The organism is Streptomyces sp. NPDC001816 (assembly GCF_042892235.1).
Lineage (GTDB): Bacteria > Actinomycetota > Actinomycetes > Streptomycetales > Streptomycetaceae > Streptomyces.
On the sequence record NZ_JBIATY010000012.1, the window covers coordinates 77,998 to 104,254 of the forward strand.

Below are 26,257 nucleotides of genomic sequence, written 5' to 3' on the forward strand. Positions count from 1 at the left end.
CACGTCCTACCGACACCCACCTCGGGCGACGGCCCGAGCGCCGCTCAGCCCGCGGCCCGCGCCGCCATCCGCGCCTTGCGGGCCGCCAGCTTCTCGTCGAACTTGGCGGCCTCCGTGTCCAGGCCGCCCATGAAGAGGCCGAGTTCCTCCTGCGCCTGGACGCCCTCGGGGCCGAGGCCGTCGATCTCCATGATCTTCAGGAAGCGCAGCACGGGCTGGAGGACGTCGTCGTGGTGGATGCGCAGGTTGTAGACCTCGCCGATCGCCATCTGCGCGGCGGCCCGCTCGAAGCCGGGGATGCCGTGGCCGGGCATGCGGAAGTTGACCACGACGTCCCGGACCGCCTGCATGGTCAGGTCGGGAGCGAGTTCGAAGGCGGCCTTCAGCAGGTTGCGGTAGAAGACCATGTGCAGGTTCTCGTCGGTCGCGATGCGCGCCAGCATGCGGTCGCAGACCGGGTCGCCGGACTGGTGGCCGGTGTTGCGGTGCGAGATGCGGGTCGCCAGCTCCTGGAAGGCGACGTAGGCGATCGAGTGCAGCATCGAGTGCCGGTTGTCGGACTCGAAGCCCTCGCTCATGTGCGACATCCGGAACTGCTCCAGCTTGTCCGGGTCCACCGCGCGCGAGGTGAGCAGGTAGTCACGCATCACGATGCCGTGCCGGCCCTCCTCGGCCGTCCAGCGGTGCACCCAGGTGCCCCAGGCGCCGTCGCGGCCGAAGAGCGAGGCGATCTCGTGGTGGTAGCTGGGGAGGTTGTCCTCGGTCAGGAGGTTGACGACGAGGGCGATGCGGCCGATCTCCGTGACCTTGGACTGCTCCTTGTCCCAGGCCTCGCCGTCCTCGAAGAGGCCGGGGAAGTTGCGGCCGTCGGTCCAGGGCACGTACTCGTGCGGCATCCAGTCCTTGGCGACCTGCAGATGCCGGTTCAGTTCCTTCTCGACGACTTCCTCCAGCGCGTACAGCAGCCGCGCGTCGGTCCACACGGACGGGCTGCCGAGGTGAGGGGAGGTGATCGTCACAGGAACTCCAGGGGGACGCCGTACAAAGGGGGAGAGACGGGGGACGGTCCGGCGAGCGGAGCCGGAAACCTACGAGATCGTAGGCTACGAATCCGTAGGTTACGAAGCCGTAGGTTAAGTTCGTTGTAAAGATCGCTGATCAGCACCCATGGCCCGGCTTTTCGAGGGCATGCCAAACAGCCCCGGGACCCGCAGGTCCCGGGGCTGCCGGAGTGACGGATCACCCGATCAGGCGTACAGCTCCCGCATGCGCACCGAGAGGCACGTCACACAGCCCTCGAGCTTCTCGAACTCGCTGATGTCCACCGTGACCACCTCGTGGCCGAGATCGGTGAGCAGTTCCGCCGTCTTCGGGGCGCTCGCCGCCATGAGCAGCTTGTGGCCGCCGAGCAGCACCACGTGCGCGCCGGACTCCTCCGGCACCGACAGGAAGCCCGGGAACAGCGACGGCCGGTCCACCATCGGGATGTGCCCGACGACCGTCCCGTCCGGCAGCGCGGTGACCGCCGACTTCAGATGCAGCACCTTGCTCACCGGTACGGCGACCACGCGCGCGCCCAGCGGTTCGAACGCGGCCCGCAACTGCTGCACGCCGGCCGCGTTGGTGCGCCCGCCCCGGCCGACGTAGATCGTGTCGCCGACCTTCAGGACGTCGCCGCCGTCCAGGGTGCCCGGCTCCCATATCCAGTTCACCGAGCAGCCGAGCCGGGCCACGGCCTCCTCGACGCCCGCGGTCTCCGCGCGCCGGGACTCGGCGCCGGGCCGGGTGATCAACGCCACGTTCTTGTACATGACGACGGTGTCCTCGACGAACACCGAGTCCGGGCAGTCTTCGGCCGGATCGACCTCGATCGTCTTCCAGCCGTGCTCGCCCAGCGCCTCGACGTACGCCTCCCACTGCTCGACGGCGAGGTCCACGTCGACCTTCTCCCGCTCGATGTGCGTCACCAGGCCTTCGGCAAGGCGCGGGCTGGGGCGGCGGACGAGGGCCTTCTTGCTGGGCACGAGGGACCTTTCGTTATCGGCGGTGCGGCTCCGGCGCCCGCGACAGGGCGCCGGTCCGCCATCATGCAGGGCACGGTGGCCTGGACAAAACCCTCGTTGTCAGCCTGTGCCCCACCTGAGACCCCCGCCGGTCCGGCTAGGCCGGATCGCCGAGCGTCTCGGGCAGGGTCTCCTTCAGTTCTCCGTCCTCCATCAGCAGCCACCGGGTGATGCCGATCGACTCCAGGAACGGCAGGTCGTGGCTGGCGACGAGCAGGGCACCCTCGTACGACTCCAGGGCCGTGGTCAGCTGCCGGACACTCGCCATGTCGAGGTTGTTGGTCGGCTCGTCCAGCAGGAGCAACTGCGGTGCGGGCTCGGCGAGCATCAGCGCGGCCAGGGCCGCCCGGAAGCGCTCGCCGCCGGACAGCGTCCCGGCCTTCTGGTCGGCCCGTGCGCCCCGGAACAGGAAGCGGGCCAGACGCGCCCGGATCCGGTTGTTCGTGGCGCCCGGCGCGAACCGGGCCACGTTCTCGGCGACCGTCCGCGTGTCGTCCAGTACGTCCAGCCGCTGCGGCAGGAACCGCAGCGGGACGTGCGCCCGCGCCTCGCCGGCCTCCGCCGCCAACTCCCCGGCGACGGTCCGCAGCAGCGTCGTCTTGCCCGCACCGTTGCGGCCGACGAGGGCAATCCGCTCCGGGCCGCGCAGATCGAGGATCCCCCTGACACGTGCTCCGTAGGCCAGTTCCAGGTTCTCCAGGGTGAGCACCTGCCGGCCGGGCGGTACGGCCGTGTACGGCAGGTCGACGCGGATCTCGTCGTCGTCCCGTACGGCCTCCACCGCGTCGTCCAGCCGCTCCCTGGCCTCGGCGAGCTTCTCCTCGTGCATGATGCGGTGCTTGCCCGCGGCCTCCTGGGCGGCGCGTTTGCGCGCGCCCATGACGATCTTCGGCTCGCGCTTCTGCTCGTACATCTTCTGCCCGTACCGTTTGCGGCGGGCCAGCTTGACCTGGGCGTCGGCGAGTTCGCGCTTCTGCTTGCGCACGTCCGCCTCGGCCACCCGCACCATCCGCTCGGCCGCCTCCTGTTCCATGGCGAGGGCCTCCTCGTAGGCCGAGAAGTTGCCGCCGTACCAGGTGACCTCCCCAGAGCGCAGCTCGGCGATCTGGTCGACCAGCTCCAGGAGCTCACGGTCGTGGCTGACGACCACCAGCACGCCCGGCCAGGAGGCGACGGCCGCGTACAGCCGCCGGCGCGCGTACAGGTCGAGATTGTTGGTGGGTTCGTCGAGGAGCAGGACGTCCGGGCGGCGCAGCAGCAGTGCGGCCAGGCGCAGCAGCACCGACTCGCCGCCGGACACCTCGCCGACGGTGCGGTCCAGGCCGATGTGGCCGAGGCCGAGTTCGCCGAGCGTGGCCAGGGCGCGCTCCTCGACGTCCCAGTCGTCGCCGACGGCCTCGAAGTGCTCCTCGGACACGTCGCCCGCCTCGATGGCGTGCAGGGCGGCTCGCCGGCGGGCGATGCCGAGGGCCTCGTCGACGCGGAGCGTGGTGTCGAGCGTGACGTTCTGCGGCAGACAGCCGACCTCGCCGGTCACCTTGAGGGTGCCGTCGGCCGGTTCGAGTTCACCGGCGAGCAGCTTCAACAGGGTCGACTTCCCTGATCCGTTGACGCCGACCAGCCCGGTCCTGCCGGGACCGAAGGCGACGTCGAGGCCGTCGAAGACGGAGGTGCCGTCGGGCCAGGCGAAGGACAGGGACGTGCAGGTGAGGGAAGTAGACATACAGGCCTCGCGGTTGATCGATGCGGTGTGGGCGGACGCATGTCGAGACACCGCGAGGCGCAGACCGAAGAACCTGGGGCACACAGAGTTTGCCTGTGCCTGAGGACGGCTCGGACGCCGAGGTCGAACGCCACGCACACCTCACCGGTGTGAACGCGGTGTCTCAGGACCTCAGACGAGCAACGTCCTTCTCCAATCAACGGCAACAGGAACGCTGTACACCGTAGGAGGGGGCCGGAAAGGCTGTCAACGCGATTGATGCGCGTGCTTCCGAGTGGCCGATTTCCGCACCCCTGGCACGGCCCACGCTGGTGTCGGTTTTCTGCCGGCGTCCGCCCCGCCGGGGCTGTTTGACTTCCCTGCAGGACGCTTCAGCATCCGCTTGTCGACTCCGCCTTCGCCTTCCGCACACTGCACGTGCCCGGCCGCCCGCTGGTCCTGCCGAACGCCTGGGACCCGGTCAGCGCGGCCGTCGTCGTGGAGGCGGGCGCCGCCGCCGTCGCGACCACCAGCGCGGGGCTCGCCTGGGCACTCGGCACCGCCGACGGCGACCGGCTCGACCGCGACCGCGCGCTCGCGGCCGTCGCCCGCATCGTCGACGCCGTACGGGTCCCGGTCACCGCCGACATCGAGGGCGGGTACGCCGAGGATGCCGCCGATGTCGCCGACACCGTCCGTGCGTGATCGCCGCCGGCGCGGTCGGCGTCAACATCGAGGACGCCCGCCATGAGGCGAGCGGTGAGCCGCTGCGGGAGGTCGCCGAGCAGGCGAGCGAAGCGAAATGAGGGTCCCCCGGACGAAGTCTGGGGGAGCATTGCCGCGGCCCGTGCGGCGGCCGACACGGCGGGTATGCCGCTGTTCGTCAACGCGCGGATCGACACCTTCCTGCGCGGCGCCGGGGGAGTGGACCTCACCCTGGAACGTGCTGCCGCCTTCCTGGCCGCGGGCGCCGACGGGATCTTCGTCCCCGGGGCCGTCGACCCGGAGACGGTCAAGGCGCTCGTCGCGGGCGTCGACGGGCCGCTCAACGTGTTGGTCGGCCCCGGCGCGCCGACGGTCGCCGAACTGGCCGCGCTCGGCGTCGCCCGGATCAGCGCCGGCTCGAGTCTCGCCGAGGCCGCTCACGCCCTGGTCCGCCGTGCCGCGCGGGAGCTGCTGCGGGAGGGGACGTACGGGGCGCTGGCCGGCGGGCTCGACTACGGCGGGCTGAACGCGTTGCTCACGCGCGCGTAGCGCTTTTCGCGCAGGTCAGCAGGCGTCCCGCATCAGCTCGGCAAGGTCGTGGTCGAGGTCCAGCTGCAGGTGCTCCAGGCCGACGGGCACCAGGTCGCCGGTCGCCTGCAGGAACCGTCGTATCTCGCCGGAGCGCACGTGCACGATCGCGGTGCCCTCGGGGGCGTGGAACTCCAGTACGGTGCGGTCGAAGCCGTACGGCCGTACGCGCACGTCACCGAAGCCCTCCGGGCCGTGCAGCCCGGCCGCGAGCAGCTCGCGGGAGAAGGTCCAGCAGACCTCGACACCCTCCAGGGTGGCTGGGGCCGGGAAGGTCATGCGGACGGCGAACGGGTCGCTCCGGTCGTAGCGCAGCGTGGCGGGAATGCTCGGCATGCGCGGTGCGGCGGCGACGAGGCGGGCCTCTACGGGCTGCTCGATGACGGTGGACAACGCCTTGCTCCCTCGTGACGGCTGGACGTACTCCCGGGCGGGTGGGGCCTGGTACTGGAAGAGACGATGGAATCGGCCATTGCGTGCACGTCGGGAACGAGTGACCTCGGTCACCGCTTTCATGCACGGGAGTGCGGCCGGGAGGTCCTCTGGACGGCGGCGGGCCGGTGGGCTAGCTTCGCCCGCCATGAGGCGCTTGGGGAGCACGCGACGCAGGGGACGGACGGGCCGGCTGGTGGCGGCGGGGGTGGCGTGCGGAGCAGCGCTGGCCACGCTGACGGTGCCGGCCGCCGAGGCGGTGCAGCTCGGTCAGGGAGGCCGGGGAACCGTGCACTGGGAGGCGAAGAACAGCGGCACCCCGCAGGTGCGCTTCCGCGGTCTGGCCGCCGTCGACCGTGACACCGCCTGGCTGGCCGGTACGGCAGGCACCGTGCTGCGCACCACCGACGGCGGGGCGAGCTGGCGGAACGTCTCTCCGCCGGGCGCGGCCGACCTGCAGTTCCGGGACGTCGAGGCGTTCGACGCGCGGCGCGCGGTGGTGCTGGCCATCGGCGAGGGGGAGGCTTCCCGCGTCTACCGCACCGACGACGGCGGCGCGACCTGGACGGAGTCCTTCCGCAACACCGACCCGAAGGCCTTCTACGACTGCCTCGCCTTCTTCGACCGCCGTCACGGCCTCGCCATGAGCGACCCGGTGGACGGCAGGTTCCGCATCCTGTCCACCAGCGACGGCGGCCGTTCCTGGCGGGTGCTGCCCGCCGAGGGCACGCCGGCCGCCCTGGACGGCGAGGCCGGCTTCGCCGCGAGCGGCCAGTGCCTGGTCACCTTCGGGCCGCGGGACGTCTGGCTGGCGACCGGCGGCGGCGCCCGCGCGCGCGTGCTGCACTCCGCCGACCGCGGACTGACCTGGACGGCAGCCGACACACCCGTTCCGGCGGGGGATCCGGCCAAAGGCGTCTTCGCGCTCGCCTTCCGCGACCGCACCCACGGACTCGCGGTCGGCGGCGACTACCGCCCCGACCAGACCTCGCCACAGGCGGCCGCGGTCACCGACGACGGCGGCCGCACCTGGCGTCCCGCCGCGACCCCGCCACCCGCCTACCGCTCCGGCGCCGCCTGGCTCCCGCACAGCCGCGGCGCCGCCCTCGCCGTCGGCCCCACCGGCACCGACCTGACCACCGACGGCGGCCGCACCTGGCGGACCGTCGACACCGGTTCGTACGACACCGTGTCCTGCACCCGCGACCTGAGTTGCTGGGCGGCTGGGGAGAAGGGACGGGTGGCCCGGCTGGAACGCTGATGTGGGAGGCCTGATCGCGGGTACCCGGTCACCGCGCACGAGAGGAAGTGAGCGGTCATGCCACGCGGTTCCAGCCCCAAGCGGGAACGCCAGTACGAACACATCAAGGAGAGCGCGCTGGACCGGGGCGAGAGCACAAAGCGCGCCGAGGAGATCGCCGCGCGGACGGTGAACAAGGAACGCGCCCGGTCCGGCGAGTCCAAGAAGGCCAGCCGTACCTCCACCCAGGACATGTCCTCCGGCAAGCGGGGCGGCCAGCGGTCCGGCAAGGGCCCGCAAGGGCCCACCTACGACCAGCTGTACAACGAGGCCAGGCAGCGGGGTGTCGAGGGCCGTTCGCACATGAACAAGGCGGAGCTGCAGCGCGCGCTGGACGCCAGGAAGGGCTGAGCCCCCGGGCTCAGTCCAGCGTCTGCCGGTGCTGCGCCAGCTCGGGGGCCGTCTTCGTGGCGAGGAACTCCGTGATGTGGTACTCGCACACCCCGGCGGCGATGAACGGGTCGGTCGCGGCGACCTCCTCGATGCGGGCGCGGTTCTCCGCGACGGCCAGGATCACACCGCCCTCGCGGGGGTTCTTGCGCCCGGAGGCGAGGAAGAAGCCCTTCTCGTACTGCTCGTCGAGCCAGGCCACATGCGCCGGAATCAGGGCGTCCACGGCGTCGAGCGGGGCGGTGTAGGACAGCTCCAGTACGAACATGATCGCGAGCCTACCCCCAGGCCCCGCACGGGAGTCGGCGGGCCGTACAGTCTTGGCCATCATGACGACCGTAGGCGTACCCGCGGGCTGGCCCGCGACCGAGGAAGAGGCCCGCGCCGTACAGGACGAGCTGCGCGGGCGGGTGGTGCTCGACGAGCCGGGGCCGCCGCCCGGAACGGGGCACGTCACGGGCGTGGACGTCGCCTACGACGACGAGCGCGATCTCGTCGCCGCGGCGGCCGTCGTCCTGGACGCGGCCACCCTGGACGTCGTCGCGCAGACGACGGCCGTCGGCAGGATCTCCTTCCCGTACGTTCCCGGACTGCTCGCCTTCCGCGAGATCCCGACCGTGCGCGCGGCCCTGGACGCCCTGCCCTGCGCGCCGGGCCTGGTGGTGTGCGACGGCTACGGCCTCGCCCACCCGCGCCGCTTCGGCCTCGCCAGCCACCTCGGCGTGCTCACCGGCCTGCCGACCATCGGCGTCGCCAAGAACCCGTTCACCTTCACGTACGACGAACCCGGGCCCGCGCGAGGCAGCTTCGCACCGCTCCTCGCGGGCACCGAGGAGGTCGGCCGCGCCCTGCGCACCCGGGACGGCGTCAAGCCGGTCTTCGTCTCCGTCGGCCACCGCGTGAGCCTCGACAACGCCCTGGCGCACACCCTGGCCCTGACCCCTGAGTTCCGCCTGCCGGAGACCACGCGCAGGGCCGACGCGCTGTGCCGGCGGGCGCTTCAGGAGGCGTCGACGCGCCAGGCGCCCACCTCCTGATACCGCGAGTCGTACACGGCTGAGCCGTCGCCGGGTTCGAGGGCGCAGTGGTGGAGGTTCCCGCCCCAGTAGCGCACGATCCGCCCCAGCTCGCCGGCCCGGTCCGCCGCCGACGCGTCCTCGTCCACGGTCACTTCGGGAGCCCGGAGCCGGGTGAGTACGTCGCCTGAGTACGCGTACGGATGTGCCCCTACCGGCCCGACGGCAGGCTGACGCCCATGACGACGCACCGTTCCGCCAACGCCGTGACCCGTCCCGCCCAGCCCGTCGAGCGCGCCGTGACGGCCGCTCTGGTCCTCGCCGTGCTGGCGGGGCTCGCCTGGATCGGCGGGATGTTCTGGACCCTGCTGGGATGGCAGATGTAGCGCCGGCGGGCTACTGCTTGGCGGCCACCCGGAAGGTGATGCCCGCAGCGCGCAGCCGCTCGGTCAGCGCGTCGCCCATCGCGGCGGCCGTGGTGACCTGACCGGCGGTCGGCGGCAGCTCGTCGAAGGCCAGGCCGAGGGCCGCCTCGGCGAACATCTTCGCCGTCTCGTCGTAGCCCGGGTCGCCGCCCGCGACCTCGGTGAAGACACGCTGCCCGCCGCCCTCGCCGACGAAGCGCACCCGGAACCAGCTCTTCGCCCGCTTCTGCGGACTCGGCCCGTCCCCGGGCCGCAGCCGGTCCGACAACCAGCGCCGGGCGGGCGGCAGCTGGGCGGCGGCCGCGACCGCGCCCACGGCGGCGACGCCGCCCGCGGCGACCGGCAGGTGCCGGACCGCCGCATAGTGCCGGTATCGGAAGTCCGGGCCGTACCGGTCCAGGGCCTTCGCCGAGCGGCGCACGATCTGCGGGTCGATGGTCGGCAGGGGCACCGCCCAGGCGCCGACCTCCTTGGCGAACCGCGGAGCGCCCGTCGGTGTCGTCACCCGGCGCCCCATCAGGCGCGGCTCGTGCCGGCCGCGTTCGCGGGCCGCGGCCACCATCTGCCGCCCGCGCGCGAACTGGTTCAGCGCCGAGGCCAGTGTGCCCCCGGAGAAGGCCGCGTCGGCGGTCACGAACCCGTCCACGGTCAGCGGCACCCCCTCCGGCAGCTGCCGGACCGTGAAGTACACGCCCAGGTCGTGCGGCACGGAGTCGAAACCGCAGGCATGCACGAGGCGGGCGCCGGTCTCACGCGCGCGTGCGTCGTGCCGGACGTACATCAGGTCCACGAACTCGGGCTCGCCGGTGAGGTCGAGGTAGTCGGCCCCCGTGTCCGCGCAGGCGGCGACGAGTTCCTCGCCGAAGGTGATGTACGGCCCGACGGTCGTGGCCACCACGCGCGCGTGCTCGGCGAGTGCGCGCAGGGTGGCCGGTTCGCTCACGTCGGCCCGCAGCACCCCGATGCCGGAGCCGCCGGGCAGCCGGTCGCGCAGCCGCTCCAGCCTGCCCTCGTCGCGGCCGGCGATCGCCCAGCGCAGGTCTTCGGGGGCGTGCGCGGCGAGGTACTCCGCGGTGAGGGTGCCGACGAAGCCGGTGGCCCCGAAGAGCACGATGTCGTAGGGACGGTCCGTCCTTTTCAGCCTGCTCATGACACCCCTTGGTCGTGCAGCCGCGCCGCTGTCGGTGGCTGAGGCTAGCGTGAAGCGTACGGACTCCCGACACGGCCTCGGCAGGTCGGGCCGGGCACTTGGCTAAGCGCTTGCTCGTTCAGGTCTTGTGTCCGGTGGAACGTGTTCTTAGCATCACTGGTGTTACATCAGTTGTGTCACACGGCTTGGGGGCAGGACGGCATGACGACGGCAGGGACGCCGACGACATCGGGGCACGGCCCGCTCTCCGGCGTGCGCGTGGTGGAGCTGGCAGGCATCGGACCGGGTCCGTTCGCCGCCATGCTCCTCGCCGACCTGGGCGCCGACGTGGTCCGGGTCGACCGCCCGGGCGGTCCGGGCCTGGGGATCGACCCCGCGTACGACGTGACCAACCGCAACAAGCGCTCGGTGGTCGTCGACCTCAAGGCGCCGGACGGTCCCGCCCGCGTCCTGGACCTCGCCGCACGGGCCGACATCCTCATCGAGGGCTACCGCCCCGGGGTGGCCGAGCGGCTCGGCGTCGGCCCCGGGGACTGCCACGCCCGCAACCCCCGTCTGGTCTACGGCCGCATGACCGGCTGGGGACAGGACGGCCCGCTGGCCGACCGCGCGGGCCACGACGTGGCGTACATCGCCCTCACCGGCACCCTCGGCATGATCGGCCGCCCGGACGAGCCCCCGGCCGTCCCCGCCAACCTGCTCGGCGACTACGCGGGCGGCTCCCTCTACCTGGTCGTGGGCGTCCTCGCCGCCCTGCACCACGCACGCGCGACGGGTACCGGGCAGGTCGTGGACGCGGCCATCGTGGACGGCACCGCGCACCTGTCCGCGATGATCCACGGCATGCTCGCCGCCGGCGGCTGGCAGGACCGGCGCGGCGCCAACCTCCTGGACGGCGGCTGCCCGTACTACGGCACCTACGAGACCGCCGACGGCGGCCACATGGCGGTCGGCGCCCTGGAGACGCAGTTCTACGAGGAGTTCCTGCACCTGCTCGGCCTCGACGACCTCGTCCCGGCCCGCAAGGACTGGACCCGCTGGGGCGAGCTGCGCGAACGAGTCGCCGCCCGCTTCAAGTCGCGCACCCGGGACGAGTGGACGGCCCTCTTCGAGGGCTCCGACGCCTGCGTGGCCCCCGTTCTCTCCCTCGGCGAGGCACCGCACCATCCGCACCTGGCCGCCCGCGGCACCTTCACCGACCACGGCGGCATCACCCAGCCCGCCCCAGCCCCCCGGTTCTCCGCGACCCCCACCACGGTCCGCACCGGCCCGGCCCTGCCGGGCGCCGACACCGGGACGGTGGCGCGCGACTGGGGCATACCTGACCTCGTGAACGACGACCTCGTCACCGAAGGCGACTGACCCCGCCCAGCTGACGACCACCCGCCCTCGGCGACCGACTCCCGCTCGGCCCACCCTCCCGAAAGGCACATCAGTGAGCACCGAAGCGTACGTGTACGACGCGATCCGCACCCCGCGCGGCCGCGGCAAGGCGAACGGCGCCCTGCACGGCACGAAGCCCATCGACCTGGTCGTCGGCCTGATCCACGAGATCCAGGACCGCTTCCCGGGCCTCGACCCGGCCGCGATCGACGACATCGTGCTCGGCGTCGTCGGCCCGGTCGGCGACCAGGGCTCCGACATCGCCCGGATCGCCGCGATCGCCGCCGGACTGCCGGACACGGTCGCGGGCCTCCAGGAGAACCGCTTCTGTGCCTCAGGTCTGGAGGCCGTCAACCTGGCCGCCATGAAGGTCCGCTCGGGCTGGGAAGACCTGGTGCTGGCCGGCGGCGTGGAGTCCATGTCGCGCGTGCCCATGGCCTCGGACGGCGGCGCCTGGTTCAACGACCCGATGACCAACCTGGCCGTCAACTTCGTGCCGCAGGGCATCGGCGCCGACCTCATCGCCACCATCGAGGGCTTCTCCCGGCGGGACGTCGACGAGTACGCGGCCCTGTCCCAGGAGCGCGCCGCGACCGCCTGGAAGGAGGGCCGCTTCGACCGCTCCGTCGTTCCCGTCAAGGACCGCAGCGGCCTGGTCGTCCTCGACCACGACGAGCACATGCGCCCGGGCACCACCGCCGACTCCCTCGCGAAGCTCAAGGCGTCCTTCGCGGACATCGGCGAGCTGGGCGGCTTCGACGCCGTCGCGCTGCAGAAGTACCACTGGGTGGAGAAGATCGACCACGTCCACCACGCGGGCAACTCCTCCGGCATCGTGGACGGCGCCTCGCTCGTCGCGATCGGTTCCAAGGAGGTCGGCGAGCGCTACGGCCTCACCCCCCGCGCGCGGATCGTTGCCGCGGCCGTCTCCGGCTCCGAGCCCACCATCATGCTCACCGGACCCGCGCCCGCCACCCGCAAGGCGCTCGCCAAGGCCGGCCTGACCATCGACGACATCGACCTGGTCGAGATCAACGAGGCGTTCGCCGCGGTCGTGCTGCGCTTCGTGAAGGACATGGGCCTGTCCCTGGACAAGGTCAACGTCAACGGCGGCGCCATCGCCCTCGGCCACCCGCTCGGCGCGACCGGCGCGATGATCCTCGGCTCGCTCATCGACGAACTGGAGCGCCAGGACAAGCGGTACGGCCTCGCCACCCTCTGCGTGGGCGGCGGCATGGGCATCGCCACCATCGTCGAGCGCATCTGAACTCCCCGCGGAATCACGAGACTTCAACGGAGACGACTGTCATGACCGAGAGCACCACCATCCGCTGGGAGCAGGACGACACCGGTGTCGTCACCCTCGTCCTCGACGACCCCAACCAGTCCGCGAACACCATGAACCAGGCGTTCCGCGACTCCCTCGCCGCGATCGCCGACCGCCTGGAGGCCGAGCAGGACTCCATCCGCGGCATCATCTTCACCTCGGCGAAGAAGACCTTCTTCGCGGGCGGCGACCTGCGCGACCTGATCCGGGTCACGCCCGAGACCGCGCAGGACCTGTTCGACGGCGGCCTCGCCATCAAGCGCAACCTGCGCCGCATCGAGACCCTCGGCAAGCCGGTCGTCGCGGCGATCAACGGCGCCGCCCTGGGCGGCGGTTTCGAACTGGCCCTCGCCTGCCACCACCGCATCGCCCTCGACACCCCCGGCACCAAGATCGGCTGCCCCGAGGTCACCCTCGGCCTGCTCCCCGGAGGCGGCGGAGTCGTCCGCACCGTACGGCTGCTGGGCATCGCGGACGCCCTCCTGAAGGTGCTCCTCCAGGGCCAGCAGTACAACGCCGGGCGCGCCCAGGAGAACGGTCTCGTCCATGAGGTCGCCGCCACGCCGGAGGAGCTGCTCGCCAAGGCCCGTGCCTTCATCGACGCCAACCCCGAGTCGCAGCAGCCCTGGGACAAGCCGGGCTACAAGATCCCCGGCGGCACCCCGGCCAACCCCAAGTTCGCCGCCAACCTGCCCGCTTTCCCGGCCACCCTGCGCAAGCAGACCAATGGTGCCCCCTACCCGGCCCCGCGGGGCATCCTCGCCGCGGCCGTCGAGGGCTCCCAGGTCGACTTCGAGACCGCCCAGGTCATCGAGGCCCGCTACTTCGTGGAGCTGGCCGCCGGGCAGACCTCGAAGAACATGATCCAGGCGTTCTTCTTCGACCTCCAGGCCGTCAACTCCGGCGCCAACCGCCCCAAGGGCATCGAGCCCCGCCCGGTCCGCAAGGTCGCCGTCCTCGGCGCCGGCATGATGGGCGCCGGCATCGCGTACTCGTGCGCCCGCGCGGGCATCGAGGTCGTGCTGAAGGACGTCTCCCTCGAAGCGGCCGTCAAGGGCAAGGGGTACTCCGAGAAGCTGTGCGCCAAGGCCGTCGCCAGGGGCCGTACCAGCCAGGAGAAGGCCGACGCGCTGCTCGCGCGCATCACGCCCACCGCCGAGGCCGCCGACCTCGCGGGCTGCGACGCCGTCATCGAAGCCGTCTTCGAGGACACGTCTCTCAAGCACAAGGTGTTCCAGGAGATCGAGTCGGTCGTCGCACCGGACGCGCTGCTGTGCTCCAACACCTCCACCCTGCCCATCACCGCCCTCGCCGAGGGCGTGGAGCGGCAGGGCGACTTCATCGGACTTCACTTCTTCTCGCCCGTCGACAAGATGCCTCTGGTCGAGATCATCAAGGGCGAGCGCACCGGTGACGAGGCCCTCGCGCGCGCCTTCGACCTGGTCCGGCAGATCAACAAGACGCCGATCGTCGTCAACGACTCGCGCGGCTTCTTCACCTCCCGGGTGATCGGCCACTTCATCAACGAGGGCGTCGCCATGGTCGGCGAGGGCGTCGAGCCCGCCTCCGTCGAGCAGGCCGCCGCCCAGGCCGGCTACCCGGCCAAGGTGCTCTCCCTCATGGACGAGCTGACCCTCACCCTGCCGCGCAAGATCCGCAACGAGTCGAAGAAGGCCGTCGAGGAGGCGGGCGGCACCTGGTCCGCGCACCCGGCGGAGGCGGTCATCGACCGCATGGTCGACGAGTTCGGCCGCCCCGGCCGCAGCGGCGGCGCCGGCTTCTACGACTACGCGGAGGACGGCGGGCGGGCCGGGCTGTGGCCGGGCCTGCGCGAGCACTTCACCAAGCCCGGGTACGAGATCCCGTTCCGCGACATGCAGGAGCGGATGCTCTTCTCCGAGGCGCTCGACACCGTACGGCTCCTCGAAGAAGGCGTCCTGACCTCGGTCGCCGACGCGAACATCGGCTCCATCTTCGGCATCGGCTTCCCGGGCTGGACCGGCGGTGTGCTCCAGTACATCAACGGCTACGAAGGTGGCCTGCCCGGATTCGTGGCACGCGCGCGTGAACTCGCCGAGCGCTACGGCGAGCGCTTCACCCCGCCCGCGCTGCTGGTGGAGAAGGCGGAGAAGGGGGAGCGGTTCAGCGACTCAGCCGGCTCGTGATCCGCTGAGCCACTCGCTCAGCTCTTCCCGCAGCGACCGCTGGAACGTCGTCAGCAGCGCCTGCACCACCAGCGGGTGCATGTGCGCCGACAGGGACTTCACGTCCCGGGCGTCACGCTCCGCCACCTCGCCACGGAAGAGCTGAGCCAGCTCGTGGGCCGCGGCGCGCGAGTGCTCGATGAGCACCTTGCGCGCCGCGAGGATCGCGTCCTGCGACAGCGGTACGTCCATGAGCTGGACGCCGAGCCGGAGCAGCCCGGAGTCGACCCGGAACGTCTCCCCGTCGTCCCCGTCCCCGGGCGCGACGACGCTCATCGCCGCCAGCCGCTCGATGTCCTCGGCGGCGAGCGGCCGTCCCGCGCGCCGCTCCAGTTCCCGCCGCGACACCGTCTCCACCAGGTCGGGCGCCCACGAGGCGACCACCGCGCGGTGGATGGCCAGATCGTGCGGGGTGAGGTCGGGCGGCAGCTGCCCCAGGTACCGCTCGATCGCCGCGAGGGTCATGCCCTGCCGCTGCAACTCCTCGATGAGGGCCAGCCGTGCCACGTGCCCGGCCCCGTAGTGACCCACCCGGCGCGGGCCGATCACCGGTGGCGGGAGCAGCCCCTTGCTGCTGTAGAAGCGCACGGTGCGGACCGTGACGCCCGCCCGGGCGGCCAGCTCGTCGATGGTGAGGGTCGGCTCCTCGGCCTCGCTTGTCATGTGCAGCAGTATCGCTGTCCCACCAACGCTGTGACACCCCGAATGAACACTGTGTGTACTCCGTATGGATCATGTGAGAAGTAACGCTCTGTGACATGGGCCACCGCATGCCCGTGATCTCTCTGGGAAGCTGCTGCCTTGGTCTGTGCCGCGACCCACCAGGGCGGTGCGGGCCGAACTGTACGGACACCCGGGCCCACGAGGTCCGGGCGCACCAGGAAGTAGAACCACCCGTGAGCAACGAAGCCGTGGAAACGGCCCAGGCGGCAGCCCGTCCCCAGGCGGCCCAGACGCCCGCGGACGCGGGCGACGCCGGCTACAGCAAGGACCTCAAGGCCCGCCACGTCAACATGATCGCCATCGGCGGCGCCATCGGCACCGGACTCCTCCTGGGCGCCGGCGGCCGCCTGCACAACGCGGGCCCGGCGCTCGCCCTGGCCTACCTGGTCTGCGGCGTCTTCGCCTTCTTCGTCGTCCGGGCCCTGGGCGAGCTGGTCCTGTACCGGCCGTCCTCCGGCTCCTTCGTGTCGTACGCGCGCGAGTTCCTCGGCGAGAAGGGCGCCTACGTCGCCGGCTGGATGTACTTCCTCAACTGGTCGACCACCGGCATCGCCGACATCACCGCGATCGCGCTCTACACGCGCTACTGGAGCATGTTCACGAGCATTCCCCAGTGGGCGCTCGCGCTGATCGCCCTCGCGGTGGTCCTGGCCGTGAACCTGATCTCCGTGAAGATCTTCGGTGAGCTGGAGTTCTGGTTCGCGATCATCAAGGTCGCCACCATCGTCGGCTTCATGCTGATCGGCATCTTCCTGGTCGCCACCCAGCACAAGGTCGGCGGCCACACCCCCGGCCTGAACGTGATCACCGACAGCGGCGGCCTCTTCCCGCACGGCGTGATGCCGGTCGTCCTGGTCATGCAGGGCGTCATCTTCGCGTACGCCGCGCTGGAGCTGGTCGGCGTCGCCGCCGGCGAGACCGCGGAGCCGGAGAAGGTCGTCCCGCGCGCGGTGAACTCGATCATGTGGCGTGTGGGCCTGTTCTACGTCGGCTCGGTCGTGCTGCTCGCCCTGCTGCTGCCCGGCTCGGTCTACCAGGCCGGCGAGAGCCCGTTCGTGACGGTCCTGTCGAAGATCGGCGTCTCCGGCGCCGGTGACGTGATGAACCTGGTGGTTCTCACCGCCGCCATGTCCTCGCTGAACTCCGGCCTGTACTCCACCGGCCGCATCCTGCGCTCCATGGCGATGTCCGGCTCCGCGCCGAAGTTCACCGCCCGGATGAACCGCAACCAGGTCCCCTACGGCGGCATCCTGCTGACCTGCGCGGTCTGCGTGCTCGGCGTCGGCCTGAACTACCTGATGCCCAGCCAGGCCTTCGAGATCGTGCTGGAGGTCGCCTCTCTCGGCATCATCAGCACCTGGGTGATCATCATGCTCTGCCACATGATCTTCGTCCGGCGCGCCAAGGCGGGCCTGGCCACCCGGCCGCACTTCCGCCTGAAGGGCAGCCCGGTCACGGAGATCGCCACGATCGCCTTCCTGCTGGTCTGCCTCGGCATGATGTGGAACGACCCCGAGGTCGGCCGCAAGACCCTCATGCTGATCCCGGTGATCGCCCTCATGCTGGTCGCGGGCTGGTTCGCGGTGCGCCGCCGGGTCGACCGCAGCACCGACGAGGAACTGTCGCAGCTGACGAAGTAGCAGCTCAGCGCCACTGTCAGTGGCACCGCCTACGGTGGCGTCATGTCGGAGATCACGTATGTCCGGGGTGACGCCACCGTCCCGTCTGTGAAGGGCGCCAAGGTGATCGCCCACGTCTGCAACGACCTCGGCGGCTGGGGGAAGGGCTTCGTCCTGGCACTTTCGCGGCGCTGGCCGGAGCCCGAGGCGGCGTACCGCGCCTGGCACCGCGACCGCGCGAAGAACGACTTCGGCCTGGGCGCGGTCCGGCTCGTCAAGGTCGCCCCGGACGTGTGGGTGGCGAACATGATCGGCCAGCGCGGCATCCGGACGGGGCGCAGCAGCGGCGTCCCCGTCCGCTACGAGGCGATCGGCACCGCCCTCGGCCGCCTCGCCGACGAAGTGATCGAACTCGGCGCGTCCGTGCACATGCCCCGCATAGGCTGCGGCCTGGCGGGCGGCAAGTGGTCCCGCATAGAGCCGCTCATCACCGAGCGGCTGGTGAGCCGCGGTATCGCGGTCACGGTGTACGACCACGGGGAGGGCGGGGGATGACCCCACAGGCAGGTGCTCACGACGTTCTGGTGCTGGGCGGAGCCGGCGTCGACACGATCGTGTACGTCCCGGAGCTGCCGCTCCCGTACGCCGACAGCTACATGATCGACTCCGGGATCCATACCCGCGCCGGGCAGACCGGGGACTTCGTCGCCGTGGGCCTGGCCGCGCTGGGGCTGCGCACGCACCACCTCGACCTGCTCGGCGACGACCCCGAGGGCGACCTCGTCCGTGCCCTGCACCAGGAGCGGGGCATCGGGCTCACCGCGCTCCCGCAACCCGCCGGGACCAAGCGCGCGGTGAACCTCGTAGGCCCGGACGGGCGCCGCCTGTCCCTGTACGACACCAGCCGCGCCCACCCCGCCGACCGCTTCCCCGAGGAGACCCTGCGCAAGCTGGCCGCGGCGAGCCGGCACGTCCACGTGACCATCACCCAGCCCTGCGCCCACGCGCTGCCGGTGCTGGCCGAGGCGGGCGTACCCCTCTCCACCGACCTGCACGACTGGGACGGCGAGAACCCGTACCACGAGCCGTTCGCGCTCGCGGCGGACGTCGTCTTCCTCTCCGCGGCCGCACTGACCGACCCCGAGCGGACCATGCGGCGCATCGCCGAACGCGGCCGGGCCGAGACCGTCGTCGCCACCGCGGGCGCCGAGGGCGCGTATCTGCTGGCCGACGGTGAGCTGACCCGGATACCGGTGGCGGACCCGCCCGCACCGGTGGTCGACTCCAACGGCGCGGGCGACGCCTTCGCCGCCGCCTTCCTCTACGGCCGCCTCACCGGCGAGCCGCCCCGGCGGTGCGCCTGGTACGGGGCGGTCGCCGGGGCGTACGCCTGCACGGTCCCGGCCACCCGCGCGGAGGCGATGGGCCGGGACGAACTGCTGAAGCAGGCGGCCGAGCCGAGACCCTGAGGCGCCCGGGCGTCAGTGCCCGTGCACGTCGTTCGTCGCCTCGATCTTCTTCCACGACTTCGGCTGCGCGACCGTCGTACCCGCCTTCACGAGGGACGCCGTGCGTGCCGCGGCCGCGGCCGGCTTCGACGGCTGGAACAGCCAGGTGTGGAACAGCGCGGTCAGCGGCTTGCCGGACACCTGCTCGGCGTACCTCTGGAAGTCGGCCACGGACGCGTTGCCGTACGCGTGCTCCTTCGGCCAGCCCTTCAGGACGGCGAAGAAGGCGTCGTCACCGATCTCGTCGCGCAGTGCCTGGATGGCGAGCGCACCCCGGTCGTACACGGCGATGTCGAACTGGTCGTCAGGGCCCGGGTCGCCGGGCTTGACCGTCCAGAACGCGTCGTCGGCCGGGTGGGAGGCGTACACGTAGTCGGCGAGTTCCTGGGTGGTGCCCTCGCCCTCGTGCTCGGACCACAGCCACTGCGCGTAGCGCGCGAAGCCCTCGTTGATCCAGATGTCCCGCCAGTCCTTCAGCGACACGTCGTCGCCGTACCACTGGTGGGCCAGCTCGTGCACGACCACCGAGGTGTTGGAGCCGTTCGCGAACTGCTTGGGGCTGTAGTAGACGCGGGTCTGCGTCTCGAGCGCGTAGCCGGTGGTGGTGTTCGGCACGTACCCGCCGGCCGTGCTGAACGGATACGGCCCGAAATAGCCGCTCAGCCAGTCCACCAGCTCCCCGGTGCGCTCCACACTGGCCCGCGCGGCACCGTCGTTGTCGCCGAGGTCCTTGCTGTAGGCGTTGATGACGGGCACTCCGCCGTCGGAGGTGCTGGTGCTGATGTCGAACCTGCCGAGGGCGAGCGTGGCCAGGTAGGTCGCCTGCGGCTTGTTCTGCCGCCAGTTGTAGCGGGTCCAGCCCAGCTTCGAACTGGTGGACTGGAGCGTGCCGTTGGAGATGGCCTGCGTGCCGTCCGGGACGGCCACCGACACGTCGTAGGTCGCCTTGTCGCTCGGGTGGTCGTTGCTCGGGAACCACCACCAGGCGGCCTCGGGCTCGTCCGCCGCCACAGCGCCGTCCGGTGTGCGGTGCCAGGTCGTGAAACCGTAGGCGCTCTTCGCCGACGGCACCCCGCTGTAGCGGACGACGACGGTCACCGCCGCGCCCTTGGCCAGCGGTGTCTTCGGGGTGACGACCAGTTCGTGCTGGCCGGACGTCGCGAAGGACGCCTTGGCGCCGTTGACCCGCACCTCGCTCACGTCCAGCAGGAAGTCCAGGTCGAAGCTGGACAGGTCCTGCGTGGTCTTCGCCAGGATGGTCGCCGTGCCCTGCAGCTCGTCCGTCTTCGGCTGGTACTGCAGCCTCAGGTCGTAGTGCGAGACGTCGTAGCCGCCGTTGCCGTAGTCGGGGTAGTAGGGGTCGCCGATGCCCGGCGCGCCGGGGGAGTGGCTCGCGGCCGATGCCGGGATCGCCAGCAGGAGGGTGGCCGCCGCGAGTGCGCCCGGCGCGATGATTCTGCGGTGCACGTCAGCTCCAAGTCGTCGGGACAGGAAGTCTGTTCGGAGCCTATTCAGTCGCTGTGGCCCCTGACCTGTCCACAGGCCCCGCTGTCACACGATCGCCATTCAGCCGTCACAGCCACACGAGGCGCCGTAAAGCCCTCTTCTGTACGGGAGTTGTCCGGAGTACCGTCCGCGCATGCCGATTCGTTCGATCATGCGCACGCGCTTCACGATCTGGAGACCGCTCGCGACTGCGGCCGTCACAGCCCTGCTGGCCGCACTCCTCGCCCCCGCCGCCGCGCACGCGGCGCCCCGCGAGAGCCGCCCCGTCTACTCGTACGCACACGCCATCCGCGAGGCCGTCTGGGTGGACACCGGCCTCGACGAGGACGGCGACGGGAAGAAGGACCGCGTCGCCGCCGACATCGTCCGACCCGCCGAACCCGCCCGCCAGGGCCGCAAGGTGCCGGTCATCATGGACGCCAGCCCCTACTACTCCTGCTGCGGACGCGGCAACGAGAGCCAGAAGAAGACGTACGACGCGCACGGCCGTGTCGTCCAGATGCCGCTGTTCTACGACAACTTCTTCGTGCCCCGCGGCTACGCCTTCGTCGGTGTGGACCTCGCCGGCACCAACCGCTCCGACGGCTGCGTCGACGTCGGCGGACGCTCCGACATCCGGTCCGCGAAGGCCGTCATCGACTGGCTGAACGGACGCGCCAAGGCGTACACGACCCGGACCGGCACCCGAACCGTCACGGCGAGCTGGACCAACGGCCGGACCGGCATGATCGGCAAGAGCTGGGACGGCACCATCGCCAACGGCGTCGCGGCCACCGGCGTCAAGGGCCTGAAGACGATCGTCCCGATCAGCGGGATCTCCTCCTGGTACGACTACTACTTCGCCCAGGGCGCCCCGCTGTACGACGGCGGCCCCGACGAGCTGGCCGGCTACGTCGAGAGCGACGGCGCGACGGCCCACTGCGCGGCCGTGCAGAAGAAGCTCGCCGACGGCAGCCCGCGCACCGGTGACTGGACCCCGCTGTGGACCGAGCGGAACTACGTCAAGGACGCGGCCAAGGTCAGGGCCAGCGTGTTCCTCGTGCACGGCATGCAGGACCTCAACGTGCGCACCAAGCACTTCGGGCAGTGGTGGAACGCCCTGGCGAAGCATGGTGTCGAGCGCAAGATCTGGCTCTCCCAGACCGGGCACGTGGACCCCTTCGACTACCGGCGCGGCGCCTGGGTCGACACCCTGCACCGCTGGTTCGACCACGAGCTCCTCGGCTACGACAACGGCATCGACCGCGAGCCGATGGCCGACATCGAGCGCCACCCCGACCAGTGGGTCACCTCCAAGGTCTGGCCGCCACACGGCACCCGGGCCACCACGCTCCACCCGGCCCGCGGGACCGAGCCCGGCGTCGGCACCCTCGGCCTCGGCCCGGCCACCGGCACCGAGACGTTCACCGACGACCCGAAGCTGAGCGAGACCGACTGGGCCGCCCACCTCACCACGTCCACACCCGAGAAGGCCGGTTTCGTCACGGCGCCGCTCACCCGCGACCTGCGCCTGTCCGGCTCCTCCAAGGTGACCGTGACCGCCACCCCGACCACCTCCTCGGCCCACCTCTCCGCCGTCCTGGTGGACCTCGGCCCGGACACCATCCGCGACTACGCCGACGGCGCCGAGGGCATCACCACGCTCACCAACCGCACCTGCTGGGGCGCGAGCACGCCCGGGGACAGCGCCTGCTTCAAGGCGACCAAGGCGAAGACGGCCCAGGTCGGCTCCACGGTGTTCAGCCGCGGCTGGGCCGACCTCGGCCACTACGCCTCCCTCGACCAGGGCGTTCCGCTCACCCCGGGCAAGGCGTACACGATCACCCTGTCCCTGGCGGCGACCGATCACGTCATCCCGAAGGGGCACCGCCTGGCACTGATCGTCGCAGGCACCGACAAGGACCTCATCGACCCTCCGTCCACCAGGCCGACCCTCACCCTGGTTCTGTCCCGTACGACGGCCCGGGTCCCGCTGGTCGGTGGCACGGCGGCCTTCGAACGGGCCACTTCCGGCAGTGTGATCGCCGCACCCGCGGCGCGCACCCTGGACGGTGTCAGCGCCCCGCACGCCACCCGGCACGTCCCGGCGAGCTGATCAGCCAGGTAGCACTCCATCCCCAGCGGGGGAATCAGCCGGTGCTGGGCGGCCGACCGTTCGCGCGGTCGCCCGCTCGGCCCCGGCCCGCGCTGGGTCCGGTCGGCGGGGAGTCTGGCACGCGGTCGGCCCGGTCTGTGGAGAGCCTGGTCGGGGCGGGGCCGGCACGCGGTGGGTCCGGTCGGCGGGGAGTCTGGCACGCGGTGGGCCCCATCTGTGGAGAGCCTGGTCGGGGCGGGGCTGGCACGCGGTCGGCCCGGTCTGTGGAGAGCCTGGTCGGGGCGGAGCCGGCACGCGGTGGGCCCGGCCCGCGGAGAGCCTGCCCCGCGCAGGGCCCGTCCTGCGGAGAACCTGGCCGGCCCTCCGGCTCAGGATCCGGCTCCGGCCAGCCCGCCCGCCTCCCGGGCGCACCCCCAGGCCACCGTGATCCCGGCCCCGCCGTGCCCGTAGTTGTGCACCAGCACCCGCCCGTCCGCCAGCGCCTGCCGTTCCAGCCGTACGGCGTCCCGGGCGGGCCGGAGCCCCACCCGGTGCGCCAGCACCCGTGCCCCGGCGATCTCCGGCCGGACGGCCGCGCACCGCGCGACGATCGCCGCGGCGGTCGCCGGGTCCGGCTCAAGCGACCAGGCGCCTTCCTCCGCCGTACCGCCCAGGAGCAGCCCGCCGGGCTGCGGGAAGAAGTAGGTCGAGGTGTCGGAGGTGTGGTCGACGGAGGTGAACCAGGTCGTGATCCCCGGGTTCTCCACCACGACCAGCTGCCCGCGCACCGGACGCACCGCCGGATCGGGCACCAGCGATCGCGCCCCGAGCCCCGTGCAGTTGACCACCACCCCGGCGGGCACGGAGGCCAGATCGGTGACCTCCCGCTCCTCCACCTGGCCGCCCGCCTTGGCGAACCGCTCCCGCAGCCATGCCAGATGGACCGGCATGTCGATCAACGGCAGCCGCGCCGCCAGCCCGTCGGCCACCGCCCGCAGCCCCGGCACCCGGCCCGCCCAGGCACCCAGCTCGTCCAGCCGGGTCCCCTGGTGTACACCCTCGACCAGGCGTACGCCCGTCTCCCCCGGCCGGTCGGCCAGCTCCTCGTACACGCCGAGGGAGTCCAGCGCCCACGCACCGACGAGCGGCTCGGGCTCGATCCGGTACGGCCACCACAGCGCGCCGGCGACCGCCGAGGTCGTGCGCTCGGCGGGCTCCCGGGCCCACACCCGTACCCGGCGGCCGGACTCGGCCAGCACCACGGCCGTCGTCAGCCCGGCGACCCCGCTGCCGACCACGATCACTTCGTCACTCGACTCACGCTTCACGCCAGGACGCTAACGGAATATGTCATGCCGCGCTCACATCCGTCCCGGTGTGGGGATACTCACAGCATGTCTGCCGCATACGCGACCTTCGGCCTGGCACCGGCGATGCGCGCCGGCGGTGTCCTCGCCGACGGCGGCTACCAGGTCCACCGGGACTTCGTCGACTTCATCGTGGACGGGCGGCCGCTGCTGTTCCAGCTCTCCGACCTGGACGCCGTCTCGCCGCTCGCCTCCGACATCCCGCCCGCCATCTTCACCGCGCAGGTGCGCAGCCTGCTGCTGGAGACCGAACCACCGCTCCCGGAGGGCCGGTTCGTGATCTACGGCTGCCCCGAGTGCGCCGACCTTGCCTGTGGTGCCGTCACCGCCGTGATCGAGCGGGACGGCGAGGACTTCATCTGGCGGGACTTCGCCTGGCAGACGGAGGAGCACGCCGACCTGCAGCTCAACGGCTACCACGGCATAGGGCCGTTCCGCTTCGCAGGACCCGAGTACCGGGCCGCCCTCGCCGCCCTGATCGAGGACGCCGACGGCCCGCCCTCGCCCCGCCGCCGGGTGCTCCTGATCGGCGCCCGCGTCGCGGTCCTCGCCAAGCTCGCCGCCGCATTGCGCACCATCGGCATAGGTGCGGACATCACCCAGGACGCCCGTGCCGTCCCCGCCGAGGAGCTGCGCGGCTACGGCGCGGTCGCCTTCGGCCGTGCGGTCGGCGAGGCGGAACGGGCCGCCGTACGAGAGGCGTTCGAGCGTGCCGGGGTCGAGGTCGCCTACGTCAGCGGCCTGGCCCCGATCGTCCCCCTGCTCGTCGCACAGATCGAACACGCCCTGGACCGCAGCCCGCTGCCACAGCGCCGGCTGACCGGCCTGGTCGCCGCCGACGGTGAGGCGGCCGTCGACGTCACCTCTCCCTGCCGGGTCAGGGTCACGGCCTACCGCCTGGACCGCCTCTACCGCACCCACACCCAGGAGGTCTTCGACGGCGTCCTGGAACCCGGCCGCCACCGCATTCCGCTGGACCCGAAGGCGGTGAAGGGGGAGGCGTTCGTGGTGGCCAGAACGTCCGGGAGCGTGCTGGTGGAGCCGATGAGGAAGTGACGGCCGGGCAGCCCGGAGAAACCCGGCCGATGGCCAGGTGCCCGGGACACTAGGATCGGCCTCCTGATGACTGCCACCCTCGTCGCCAAGAACCTCGCCGCCGGGCACGGCGACCGCTCCCTCTTCTCCGGGCTCGACCTCGTCGTCGCGCCCGGCGACGTGATCGGGCTGGTCGGTGCCAATGGTGCGGGCAAGTCCACCCTGCTGCGGCTGCTCGCCGGGCTGACCGCGCCCGAGCAGGGCGAGCTGCGGCTGTCCCCGCCGGCCGCGACCGTCGGCCATCTGCCGCAGGAGCCGGAGCGCAGGCCGGGGGAGACCGTCCGGGAGTTCCTGGCCCGCCGCACCGGCGTGGCCGAGGCGCAGCGCGTGATGGACGAGGCCACGCAGGCACTGGTCGACGGCGCGGCCGGCGCCGACGACGCGTACGCGACCAGTCTGGAGCGCTGGCTGGACCTCGGCGGCGCGGACCTGGAGGAGCGCGCCGAGGAGGTTGCCGACTCCCTCGGTCTGGCCGTGGACCTGGACCAGCCGATGGCCTCCCTCTCCGGCGGCCAGGCGGCCCGCGCCGGTCTCGCCTCCCTCCTCCTCTCTCGCTACGACGTCTTCCTGCTCGACGAGCCGACCAACGACCTCGACCTGGACGGCCTGGAGCGCCTCGAACGCTTCGTGACCGGCCTGCGCGCGGGCACGGTGGTCGTCAGTCACGACCGTGAGTTCCTCACCCGCACGGTCACCAAGGTCCTCGAACTCGACCTCGCCCAGGGGCAGATCAACCTCTACGGCGGCGGCTACGAGGCCTACCTGGAGGAACGGGACGTCGCGCGCCGGCACGCCCGCGAGGACTACGAGGAGTTCGCCGACAAGAGGGCCGCCCTCCAGGACCGCGCGCAGATGCAGCGCTCCTGGATGGACAAGGGCGTCAAGAACGCCCGGCGCAAGGCGGGTAACGACAATGACAAGATCGGCCGCAAGTTCCGCAGCGAGGCCAGCGAGAAGCAGGCCGCCAAGGCCCGGCAGACCCAGCGGATGATCGAGCGCCTGGAGGTCGTCGAGGAGCCGCGCAAGGAGTGGGAGCTGCGCATGGAGATCGCGGCCGCCCCGCGTTCCGGCGCGGTGGTGGCGACCCTGCGGGACGCGGAGGTCCGGCGCGGCGACTTCACCTTCGGCCCGGTGTCGCTGCAGATCGACTGGGCGGACCGGGTCGCGGTCACCGGAGCCAACGGCGCCGGCAAGTCGACCCTGCTCGGCGCGCTGCTGGGCCGGGTCCCGCTCGACTTTGGACACGCCGCCCTCGGCTCCGGCGTCCTGGTCGGCGAGGTCGACCAGGCCCGCAAGCTGTTCCACGGCCCGGAGGCGCTGCTGGAGGCCTTCTGCGCGGCCGTCCCGGACACCGAGCCGGTCGAGGTACGCACCCTGCTCGCCAAGTTCGGCCTGAAGTCGGACCATGTGCTGCGCCCGGCGGCCACCCTCTCCCCGGGCGAGCGCACCCGCGCCGCCCTGGCGCTGCTCCAGGGCCGGGGCGTCAACCTGCTCGTCCTCGACGAGCCGACCAACCACCTCGACCTGCCCGCCATCGAGCAGCTGGAGTCGGCCCTGGACTCCTACGAGGGCACGCTGCTCCTGGTCACCCACGACCGGCGCATGCTGGACGCGGTCCGGGTGACCCGCCGGCTGGAGGTCGCGGCGGGCAAGGTCACGGAACGCTGACCCGACCTCGTG

Annotated in this window: 23 protein-coding genes and 1 pseudogene; 14 read left to right on the forward strand and 10 right to left on the reverse strand. The window is 71.8% G+C overall.

Annotated features, from left to right (window positions below; translation table 11 throughout):
- Nucleotides 1-44: 44 nt before the first annotated feature.
- From ACFYZZ_RS34185 to ACFYZZ_RS34195, 3 genes are all read right to left on the reverse strand, one after another.
- The gene (locus ACFYZZ_RS34185) at nucleotides 45-1,019 is read right to left on the reverse strand and encodes an acyl-ACP desaturase (RefSeq protein ID WP_389184448.1); all 975 of its coding nucleotides are present in this window, start codon (nucleotides 1,017-1,019) and stop codon (nucleotides 45-47) included.
- Between the two features lie 228 nt (nucleotides 1,020-1,247).
- Entirely contained in the window at nucleotides 1,248-2,024 is a 777-nt protein-coding gene (gene ddaH / locus ACFYZZ_RS34190) for a dimethylargininase (protein WP_389184451.1), read from the reverse strand.
- 136 nt (nucleotides 2,025-2,160) lie between these two features.
- Nucleotides 2,161-3,786, reverse strand: a complete 1,626-nt coding sequence (locus ACFYZZ_RS34195; RefSeq protein WP_389184454.1) for an ABC-F family ATP-binding cassette domain-containing protein — start codon at nucleotides 3,784-3,786, stop codon at nucleotides 2,161-2,163.
- A 417-nt stretch (nucleotides 3,787-4,203) separates the two neighbouring features.
- Between ACFYZZ_RS34195 and ACFYZZ_RS34200 the strand changes: the two are divergent.
- Nucleotides 4,204-5,019, forward strand: a pseudogene (locus ACFYZZ_RS34200) (isocitrate lyase/phosphoenolpyruvate mutase family protein).
- A gap of 15 nt (nucleotides 5,020-5,034) precedes the next feature.
- On the opposite strand, the gene ACFYZZ_RS34205 reads toward ACFYZZ_RS34200, so the two are convergent.
- Nucleotides 5,035-5,451 (reverse strand): SsgA family sporulation/cell division regulator, encoded by a 417-nt coding sequence (locus ACFYZZ_RS34205; protein ID WP_389184457.1) that lies wholly within the window; start codon nucleotides 5,449-5,451, stop codon nucleotides 5,035-5,037.
- A 187-nt stretch (nucleotides 5,452-5,638) separates the two neighbouring features.
- Between ACFYZZ_RS34205 and ACFYZZ_RS34210 the strand changes: the two genes are divergently transcribed.
- Both ACFYZZ_RS34210 and ACFYZZ_RS34215 read left to right on the forward strand, forming a co-directional pair.
- Nucleotides 5,639-6,751: a WD40/YVTN/BNR-like repeat-containing protein gene (locus ACFYZZ_RS34210; protein WP_389184460.1), complete on the forward strand. Its 1,113-nt coding sequence runs from the start codon at nucleotides 5,639-5,641 to the stop codon at nucleotides 6,749-6,751.
- Between the two features lie 57 nt (nucleotides 6,752-6,808).
- Nucleotides 6,809-7,141: a plasmid stabilization protein gene (locus tag ACFYZZ_RS34215; protein ID WP_389184462.1), complete on the forward strand. Its 333-nt coding sequence runs from the start codon at nucleotides 6,809-6,811 to the stop codon at nucleotides 7,139-7,141.
- 10 nt (nucleotides 7,142-7,151) lie between these two features.
- Here the strand turns inward: ACFYZZ_RS34215 and ACFYZZ_RS34220 are convergent, their stop codons facing one another.
- Nucleotides 7,152-7,448: a YciI family protein gene (locus tag ACFYZZ_RS34220; RefSeq protein ID WP_389184464.1), complete on the reverse strand. Its 297-nt coding sequence runs from the start codon at nucleotides 7,446-7,448 to the stop codon at nucleotides 7,152-7,154.
- Nucleotides 7,449-7,509: 61 nt separating this feature from the next.
- Between ACFYZZ_RS34220 and ACFYZZ_RS34225 the strand changes: the two genes are divergently transcribed.
- The gene (locus ACFYZZ_RS34225; RefSeq protein ID WP_389184466.1) at nucleotides 7,510-8,217 is read left to right on the forward strand and encodes an endonuclease V; all 708 of its coding nucleotides are present in this window, start codon (nucleotides 7,510-7,512) and stop codon (nucleotides 8,215-8,217) included.
- Here the strand turns inward: ACFYZZ_RS34225 and ACFYZZ_RS34230 are convergent.
- Entirely contained in the window at nucleotides 8,181-8,351 is a 171-nt protein-coding gene (locus tag ACFYZZ_RS34230) for a hypothetical protein (RefSeq protein WP_389184469.1), read from the reverse strand. The genes ACFYZZ_RS34225 and ACFYZZ_RS34230 overlap by 37 nt on opposite strands.
- Before the next feature lie 84 nt (nucleotides 8,352-8,435).
- Here ACFYZZ_RS34230 and mmpA point away from each other — a divergent pair, with 84 nt between their 5' ends.
- Entirely contained in the window at nucleotides 8,436-8,582 is a 147-nt protein-coding gene (gene mmpA, locus ACFYZZ_RS34235) for a morphogenic membrane protein MmpA (protein ID WP_389184472.1), read from the forward strand.
- Between the two features lie 10 nt (nucleotides 8,583-8,592).
- On the opposite strand, the gene ACFYZZ_RS34240 is transcribed toward mmpA, so the two are convergent.
- Nucleotides 8,593-9,771 carry a saccharopine dehydrogenase family protein gene (locus ACFYZZ_RS34240; RefSeq protein ID WP_389184475.1) on the reverse strand — a complete coding sequence of 393 codons (1,179 nt, stop codon included), beginning with the start codon at nucleotides 9,769-9,771 and terminating at the stop codon, nucleotides 8,593-8,595.
- A 201-nt stretch (nucleotides 9,772-9,972) separates the two neighbouring features.
- On the opposite strand from ACFYZZ_RS34240, the gene ACFYZZ_RS34245 reads away from it, so the two are divergent.
- The 3 genes from ACFYZZ_RS34245 (at nucleotide 9,973) to ACFYZZ_RS34255 (ending at nucleotide 14,646) form a co-directional block, all read left to right on the forward strand.
- Nucleotides 9,973-11,133 (forward strand): CaiB/BaiF CoA transferase family protein, encoded by a 1,161-nt coding sequence (locus ACFYZZ_RS34245; protein ID WP_389184477.1) that lies wholly within the window; start codon nucleotides 9,973-9,975, stop codon nucleotides 11,131-11,133.
- Between the two features lie 73 nt (nucleotides 11,134-11,206).
- Complete coding sequence (locus tag ACFYZZ_RS34250) at nucleotides 11,207-12,421, forward strand: acetyl-CoA C-acetyltransferase (protein WP_389184480.1); 1,215 nt, start codon at nucleotides 11,207-11,209, stop codon at nucleotides 12,419-12,421.
- 41 nt (nucleotides 12,422-12,462) lie between these two features.
- Nucleotides 12,463-14,646, forward strand: coding sequence for a 3-hydroxyacyl-CoA dehydrogenase NAD-binding domain-containing protein (locus ACFYZZ_RS34255; RefSeq protein ID WP_389184483.1), 2,184 nt, complete (start codon nucleotides 12,463-12,465; stop codon nucleotides 14,644-14,646).
- On the opposite strand, the gene ACFYZZ_RS34260 is transcribed toward ACFYZZ_RS34255, so the two are convergent.
- Nucleotides 14,632-15,348 (reverse strand): MerR family transcriptional regulator, encoded by a 717-nt coding sequence (locus ACFYZZ_RS34260; protein WP_389184486.1) that lies wholly within the window; start codon nucleotides 15,346-15,348, stop codon nucleotides 14,632-14,634. The two genes, ACFYZZ_RS34255 and ACFYZZ_RS34260, sit on opposite strands and share 15 nt — an antisense overlap.
- Nucleotides 15,349-15,581: 233 nt before the next feature.
- Between ACFYZZ_RS34260 and ACFYZZ_RS34265 the strand changes: the two genes are divergently transcribed.
- Genes ACFYZZ_RS34265 through ACFYZZ_RS34275 form a run of 3 tightly spaced genes read left to right on the forward strand, consistent with a single transcriptional unit; the run spans nucleotide 15,582 to nucleotide 18,496 of the window.
- Nucleotides 15,582-17,048: an amino acid permease gene (locus ACFYZZ_RS34265; RefSeq protein ID WP_389184489.1), complete on the forward strand. Its 1,467-nt coding sequence runs from the start codon at nucleotides 15,582-15,584 to the stop codon at nucleotides 17,046-17,048.
- 42 nt (nucleotides 17,049-17,090) lie between these two features.
- Nucleotides 17,091-17,582: a macro domain-containing protein gene (locus ACFYZZ_RS34270; RefSeq protein WP_389184492.1), complete on the forward strand. Its 492-nt coding sequence runs from the start codon at nucleotides 17,091-17,093 to the stop codon at nucleotides 17,580-17,582.
- Nucleotides 17,579-18,496, forward strand: a complete 918-nt coding sequence (locus tag ACFYZZ_RS34275; RefSeq protein ID WP_389184495.1) for an adenosine kinase — start codon at nucleotides 17,579-17,581, stop codon at nucleotides 18,494-18,496. Before ACFYZZ_RS34270 ends, ACFYZZ_RS34275 begins: the two co-directional genes overlap by 4 nt.
- Nucleotides 18,497-18,508: 12 nt before the next feature.
- Here ACFYZZ_RS34275 and ACFYZZ_RS34280 read toward each other — a convergent pair whose 3' ends face one another.
- Nucleotides 18,509-20,002: a M1 family metallopeptidase gene (locus ACFYZZ_RS34280; RefSeq protein ID WP_389184498.1), complete on the reverse strand. Its 1,494-nt coding sequence runs from the start codon at nucleotides 20,000-20,002 to the stop codon at nucleotides 18,509-18,511.
- A gap of 172 nt (nucleotides 20,003-20,174) precedes the next feature.
- Between ACFYZZ_RS34280 and ACFYZZ_RS34285 the strand changes: the two genes are divergently transcribed.
- Complete coding sequence (locus ACFYZZ_RS34285; protein WP_389184501.1) at nucleotides 20,175-22,136, forward strand: Xaa-Pro dipeptidyl-peptidase; 1,962 nt, start codon at nucleotides 20,175-20,177, stop codon at nucleotides 22,134-22,136.
- 368 nt (nucleotides 22,137-22,504) lie between these two features.
- Here ACFYZZ_RS34285 and ACFYZZ_RS34290 read toward each other — a convergent pair whose 3' ends face one another.
- The gene (locus tag ACFYZZ_RS34290; protein WP_389185030.1) at nucleotides 22,505-23,419 is read right to left on the reverse strand and encodes an FAD-dependent oxidoreductase; all 915 of its coding nucleotides are present in this window, start codon (nucleotides 23,417-23,419) and stop codon (nucleotides 22,505-22,507) included.
- A 90-nt stretch (nucleotides 23,420-23,509) separates the two neighbouring features.
- Between ACFYZZ_RS34290 and ACFYZZ_RS34295 the strand changes: the two genes are divergently transcribed.
- Both ACFYZZ_RS34295 and ACFYZZ_RS34300 read left to right on the forward strand, forming a co-directional pair.
- Nucleotides 23,510-24,538, forward strand: coding sequence for an oxidoreductase (locus tag ACFYZZ_RS34295; protein WP_389184504.1), 1,029 nt, complete (start codon nucleotides 23,510-23,512; stop codon nucleotides 24,536-24,538).
- A 66-nt stretch (nucleotides 24,539-24,604) separates the two neighbouring features.
- Nucleotides 24,605-26,245, forward strand: a complete 1,641-nt coding sequence (locus ACFYZZ_RS34300; protein WP_389184507.1) for an ABC-F family ATP-binding cassette domain-containing protein — start codon at nucleotides 24,605-24,607, stop codon at nucleotides 26,243-26,245.
- Nucleotides 26,246-26,257: the final 12 nt, after the last annotated feature.